The sequence below is a fragment of the uncultured Gimesia sp. genome (assembly GCF_937919775.1).
Classification (GTDB): domain Bacteria; phylum Planctomycetota; class Planctomycetia; order Planctomycetales; family Planctomycetaceae; genus Gimesia.
The window spans coordinates 1-5,929 of the sequence record NZ_CALFPF010000286.1 but is presented as its reverse complement, the minus strand read 5'-3'; the positions used below and the strand labels follow the sequence as shown (position 1 = coordinate 5,929).

Sequence of the window (5,929 nt, the reverse complement as noted above, 5' to 3'; positions counted from 1 at the left end):
AATAAAGGGATTGATGTGCTTTCGCAGAATCTTGGAAGCTTCGACCAGAGCCATATCAGGTTTGACCGTGCCGTTGGTCCAGATTTCGAGAATCAGCTTGTCGTAGTTTGTTCGCTGGCCGACGCGTGTGTCTTCAATTTTATAACGCACGCGAACCACGGGAGAATAAGTGGCATCCAGGGGAATCACACCGATTTCCATATCATGCTGTGCATGTTCGGTAGCGGGGGAATATCCACGGCCATTCTCAACGGTGATTTCCATGTGCAGTGGAACATCGTCGGTCATGGTCGCGATGACCAGATCTTTATTGATCACATCAACCTGGTCGTCGGTGATTACATCAGCCCCGGTGACCACTCCGCGCTGATGCTTTTCGATGCGAAGCGTTTTGGAAGTAGAGCTGGAATTTTTGACGATCAGTGACTTCAGATTGAGGCAGATCTCGGTAATGTCTTCGACCACGCCGGGGATCGTTGTAAATTCATGCTGGATGCCTTGAATTTTCACACGAGTCACCGAACTGCCTTCCAGGCTGGAAAGCAGAATGCGTCGTAAACTGTTGGCGATGGTTGCACCGAATCCACGCTCAAATGGTTCGGCCACAAACATACCATAAGTAGATGTCATTGTTTCCCGATCAGGGATGACACGGCTTGGTAATTCCAGTCCTCGCCAACGGATTCGCATTGAAATAATCTCCAAAGAACACAGCCAAAAGAATATGATAGTTAAACCATATTTCCTGTTTATTTTAATACCACATTTCCTGCGTACGCAAAAAATGCATCACATCGTCACAAGCCGGTGGACGATTCAGACTCTTCGTTTTTTCGGTGGTCGGCAGCCATTGTGTGGCAATGGGGTAATATCTTCAATAGCCCGAATCGTAATGCCGGCCGACTGTAAACCGGTGATCGCACTTTCCCGTCCGGAACCTGGTCCCTTGACGCGAATTTCCATTTCTTTCACACCGAACTTGGCCGCTTTTTCTGCACAGGTTTCTGCTGCCCGCTGTGCGGCAAAAGGTGTGCTCTTGCGACTTCCTTTGAAACCGGAGGTCCCCGCTGTTGCCCAGCAGAGTACGTCACCATTCAAATCGGTAACAGTCACAGTGGTGTTGTTAAACGTTGCTTTAATGTAAGCAATCGCTTTTGTGATGTGACGTTTCACTTTTTTTCGTTTGACTTTAGCCACTCTGAAACTCCTGATGTTTCTGTCTTAAATGGATTCAGAAACTGAAACTCATATTTTGGAATGTTTTATAACCGCAGTCGTCCAAACTCGTAACGACCAATTCTGATTCACTTGATTCTGATCAAGCCGCAGGCCAGGAGTGACTGGCGACTGAAGCTCACTATCTTGCGTCTTTAACACCCTTTTTGCCGGCAACGGTTTTCTTTCCGCCTTTCCGGGTACGGGCATTTGTCTGTGTATTCTGTCCCCGCACGGGAAGTCCACGACGATGGCGGATACCGCGGTAGGACTGAATATCACGTAAACGGGCGATGTCCTGCTGGACTGCGCGACGCAACTGTCCTTCCACTGTATAACCTGTATCTAACAGGTTCACGATGCGGCTTAACTCATCATCAGTGAGGTCTTTTGCTTTCAACTGTGGATTGATGCTCAATTTGTGGCATATTTCCATAGCCGACACTTTTCCGATGCCATACAAATAGGTCAACGAAACATAAACAGGCTTATCATTCGGAATATCAACACCGAGGATACGAGGCATTTTATTTCACTCCGCTGGACGTAAAAACTGAAAACTTAAAATCACTAAGTCACAACTCGAGACGATTAACCCTGGCGCTGTTTATGGCGCGGGTTAGAAGAGCAGATCACATACACGCGCCCTTTGCGCCTGATGACTTTACAGTTTTCACAAATCCGCTTGACACTGGCTCGGACTTTCATCGTACTACGATTTCTCTATAACTTTGGTTCACGATATTCGAGAAGACAACAGGGAAAACTAAACGGCTCTCTGTTGTAACTCGAGTAAATTTGATTGATTGCGCTCGTAAAATGAGCATACCCCAGACCTGGTACATACGTACACAGCGCCCGGAGCGGAGTGAATCAGGAAATTATAAACTGCACAAACGCAAATCGACAAGCGAAACACCCCCTTTTTGGTGAATTTCGCAGCGACTGGCCAGTTTATCTTTTAAAGATCACTGTCAAGTAGCCCTGAATAGTTCCGCATTACCAGATGACTGTCAATTTTATTGACCAGATCCAGTACCACAGAAACCACAATTAATAATCCGGTTCCACCGTAAAAACTCGCCACCAGGAAATCGACGCCCAACCAGGTGGAGACCAAAGTCGGAATAATCGCTACAAGTGACAGGAACGCTGCCCCCACATAGGTAATGCGAACCATAACCTGTTCCAGATAAGCGGCAGTTCGAGCCCCGGGTCGATAACCGGGGATAAAAGAACCGTAATCTTTCAGGTTCTCTGCCATATCTTTCGGGTTAAAAGTAATCGCCGTCCAGAAATAACAGAAGAAGTAAATCAGTATCACATAGGACATGGTATAAACAAAGCCACGACTCATCGGCTGGAACGCTTCATCCAGCATTGATAGAAACGCGGAACCAGTCCAATATTGGCTTAATGCATGAAACAGAAAATAAGGGAACATCAGCAAACTGGAAGCAAAGATGATCGGCATCACTCCCGCCTGATTGACTCTTAAAGGCAGCGATTGCCGCTGACCGCCGGAAACCCGTCTGCCTCGCACATGCTTGGCACTCTGAATCGGAATTCGTCTCTGGCCTTGTGTGATGGCAATTACCCAGACCACCACAAAGACAAACACCAATGCCAGTATCAACAGCCGGTCAATTCCGGTGTCGGTTCCTAAGGCAATTCCTTTTTCAAACGCGGGCTCAATAATACTCCAGCCTGCCTGTGGCATTCTTGCAAGGATCCCCGCCATGATTAACAGACTGATACCGTTTCCGATACCGTATGCGTCAATCTGCTCACCAATCCACATCAGAAACACGGTTCCTGCGGTCATGGTGATTGTCGCGACCATCTGGTAATACAGGCCGTCATAACCACTTAAAATCAGACTCGTCCCAGACCCGAAACCGCCGGAGAGGGTCCGAATCCAGAAGTAACTCTGAACCAGACAGATGATGACGGTCGCGTACCGGGTGTATTCGTTGATTTTCTTTCTGCCCGCCTCGCCTTCTTTCTGAAGACGTTCCAGGGGAGGATAAACGGTACCCATCAACTGGAAAATAATGGAAGCAGAGATATAAGGCATAATGCCCAGGCCAAAGATCGTGCTCTGGCCGATATTCGATGCAGAGAACAGCGAGATCACCTGCATGACCTGGCCGAGTCCACCTGTCTGAGTTTGCAGATCTTTGAGTGTTTCCGTCAGCTGTGCCTGATTCACGAACGGCAGCGCGATCCAGAATCCCATCCGGTAGATTGCCAGAAGCCCCAAAGTCAGCAGAATTTTATTGCGAAGCTCGGGAATTTTGAAGAGTACTAATAATTTACCGAGCATGGGTAGCGGTCCTTTGTGTCATAACTCAGCAGAAGCTTCACTAAAATTATTGTCAGAACAAATCGTCCGACAGAGAAAATTCGAATCTCACAGCTAACCGCTGAAATCAAGTCCTTGAATAAAACACTTATGACAAAATCTGACTGACAGAACCCCCGGCAGCCTGAATCTTAGTTTCAGCTGACTGGGAAAACAGATGAGCGGTCACAGTGAATTTTTTGCTGAGATCGCCGTTACCTAAAATCTTAACCTGATCGAAACGCCCTTTTGCCAGACCTTTTGCAGCCAGGGTTTCCGGGGTGATTTCATCACCGCTTTCAAAAGCCAGTTCCAAAGCAGCAACATTTACGACTGCAATTTTCTTGGCGAACTGTTTATTGTTAAATCCACGCTTGGCAACCCGCATTGCGAGGGGAGTCTGTCCCCCTTCAAAGCTCACGCGTCGAGAAGAACCGGAACGGCTGCCGTATCCGTTTTCACCACGGCTGGAAGTCTTACCATGGCCCGAACCCGGACCACGACCGACGCGTTTGCGTTTTTTGTGTTTCTGTATACCGCGATGGACATCATCAATAATCATTAGACTTCTACTCCTCTCAAACGAGCAACATCATCCCGGGTTCGCAATTTTGAGAGTCCATTAATAGTGGCCTTCACAACATTGATTGGATTATTTGAACCACGACTCTTAGTATAAATGTCAGTAATCCCGGCAGCTTCAACTACGGCACGCACACCAGCACCGGCAATAACACCCGTACCAGGAGGAGCCGGTAACAATAAAACTCTTGCTGAACCAAAACGTCCTACGACTTCGTGAGGCACGGTCTGATTAACAACCTGCACGGAAACCATACTGCGGTTTGCCTGCTTAACAGCTTTATCGACTGCCAAAGGTACTTCGATGGCTTTACCATATCCCCAGCCAACACGGCCCGCTTTATCTCCGACAACAACCATCGCCGTAAAACTGAATCGACGTCCCCCTTTGACCACGCAGGCACAACGGCGGATTTGAATGACTGTTTCTGGCGTTTGCTTAGTACCTTCTTTTGACACGGTATCTTCTCCAACCCGTATTGAGGGATATCTCTATTAAAAATCTAATCCTGCCTGCCGGGCTGAATCAGCCAGGGCAGCAACTCGCCCGTGATATCGAAAAGGACCACGATCAAAGGCGACTTCTTTAATCCCCTTTTCAACGGCCCGTTCACCAATCAATTTCCCGACCATCTCGGCAGCGGCAATGTTACCGCCATTTTTGATGTCGCCGGCAAGACTTTTGTCTTTCGTGCTGGCCGATACCAAGGTCACACCAGCCGTATCATCGATCAACTGGGCGTAAATGTGATTGTTACTTCGATAAACAGATAAGCGATAACGACCGGCGCTACGCACCACATTACGGATACGATACGAACGTCGTTTCTTCTGCTTTTTCAGGGTTTTTTGTAATTTCATTTTACCGTCATCTTTTAAAAAACAGTTCAGCCCGCCAGACAGACCGTGATCAGACTGCCAGAATTAAGCAGTGCCAAACACTTACTTCGCAAAGGCCTTACCAGCTTTACGCCGTACATATTCACCTTCATAACGAATCCCCTTGCCTTTATAAGGTTCAGGAGGACGTACGCCACGAATATTTGCTGCAAACTGACCAACAGCGTGTTTGTCTGCCCCGCTCAACTGAATTCTGGTACTGTTGGGAAGTACGCAAGTCACCCCTTCCGGAACATCCAGCACGATGATATTGGCAAATCCCACCTGCAGGCTCAACTTTTGACCATTCAAGGTTGCCTGATAACCCACGCCTTGAATTTCCAGTTTTTTCGTAAACGGAGTTTCAACACCCTGGACCATGTTGGCAATCAGAGCGCGAGTCAGACCATGCAAAGCACGACTCTGGCGAGCATCATCTGGCCGGATCACATTAACGACGTTGGCTTCCGAATCAAATTCAACCGTCATAGAAGGGTGGTATGTAAAGAACAGCTCACCATGTTTTCCTTTTGCGGAAAACGATTTGCCGTCAACTTTCACTTCCACTCCGCTGGGAACGGGAACTGGTTTTTTACCGATTCGAGACATAAGTTCAAATTCCAGTTAAATAAAACGCTATAACTCTTTAAGAGTCAGCCTGTATACACTTTAAAATTACCAGATGGTACAAAGTAACTCGCCGCCAACGCCTTCTTTTTTCGCTTCACGATTACTCAGCACGCCTTTGCTGGTAGAGAGAATACTGATTCCCAATCCCTGCAGCACTTCTGGCATTGATCGTAAATCCTGATAAGAACGGCGTCCTGGCTTGCTCTCACGAACGATTTTCTGAATGACACGTTCCCCATTGGGACCGTATTTCAAATTCACCCGCAGGATGTTTTGAGG

10 protein-coding genes are annotated in these 5,929 nt (G+C 47.6%); all 10 read right to left on the bottom strand.

Annotation, left to right across the window (positions count from 1 at the left end; all coding sequences use genetic code 11):
- Positions 1-690: DNA-directed RNA polymerase subunit alpha (locus tag Q0294_RS07785; protein ID WP_299462905.1), on the bottom strand; the 690-nt coding region annotated here is incomplete at its 3' end.
- A gap of 126 nt (positions 691-816) precedes the next feature.
- Positions 817-1,197, bottom strand: coding sequence for a 30S ribosomal protein S11 (rpsK, locus tag Q0294_RS07780; RefSeq protein WP_299462902.1), 381 nt, complete (start codon positions 1,195-1,197; stop codon positions 817-819).
- A gap of 160 nt (positions 1,198-1,357) precedes the next feature.
- The gene (rpsM, locus tag Q0294_RS07775; protein WP_299462899.1) at positions 1,358-1,741 is read right to left on the bottom strand and encodes a 30S ribosomal protein S13; all 384 of its coding nucleotides are present in this window, start codon (positions 1,739-1,741) and stop codon (positions 1,358-1,360) included.
- 65 nt (positions 1,742-1,806) lie between these two features.
- Positions 1,807-1,923, bottom strand: a complete 117-nt coding sequence (rpmJ, locus tag Q0294_RS07770; protein WP_002649734.1) for a 50S ribosomal protein L36 — start codon at positions 1,921-1,923, stop codon at positions 1,807-1,809.
- 253 nt (positions 1,924-2,176) lie between these two features.
- Positions 2,177-3,541: a preprotein translocase subunit SecY gene (secY, locus tag Q0294_RS07765; RefSeq protein ID WP_299462896.1), complete on the bottom strand. Its 1,365-nt coding sequence runs from the start codon at positions 3,539-3,541 to the stop codon at positions 2,177-2,179.
- A gap of 127 nt (positions 3,542-3,668) precedes the next feature.
- Positions 3,669-4,121: a 50S ribosomal protein L15 gene (rplO, locus tag Q0294_RS07760; protein WP_299462893.1), complete on the bottom strand. Its 453-nt coding sequence runs from the start codon at positions 4,119-4,121 to the stop codon at positions 3,669-3,671.
- Positions 4,121-4,600 carry a 30S ribosomal protein S5 gene (rpsE, locus tag Q0294_RS07755; RefSeq protein WP_299462890.1) on the bottom strand — a complete coding sequence of 160 codons (480 nt, stop codon included), beginning with the start codon at positions 4,598-4,600 and terminating at the stop codon, positions 4,121-4,123. The genes rplO and rpsE overlap by 1 nt, the downstream gene beginning before the upstream one ends.
- Positions 4,601-4,636: 36 nt before the next feature.
- Positions 4,637-5,002 carry a 50S ribosomal protein L18 gene (rplR, locus tag Q0294_RS07750; RefSeq protein WP_299462887.1) on the bottom strand — a complete coding sequence of 122 codons (366 nt, stop codon included), beginning with the start codon at positions 5,000-5,002 and terminating at the stop codon, positions 4,637-4,639.
- Between the two features lie 81 nt (positions 5,003-5,083).
- A complete protein-coding gene (gene rplF, locus Q0294_RS07745; protein ID WP_299462884.1) occupies positions 5,084-5,629 on the bottom strand; it encodes a 50S ribosomal protein L6 in 546 nt (181 codons plus the stop codon).
- A 66-nt stretch (positions 5,630-5,695) separates the two neighbouring features.
- Positions 5,696-5,929: 30S ribosomal protein S8 (gene rpsH / locus Q0294_RS07740; protein ID WP_299462881.1), on the bottom strand; the 234-nt coding region annotated here is incomplete at its 5' end.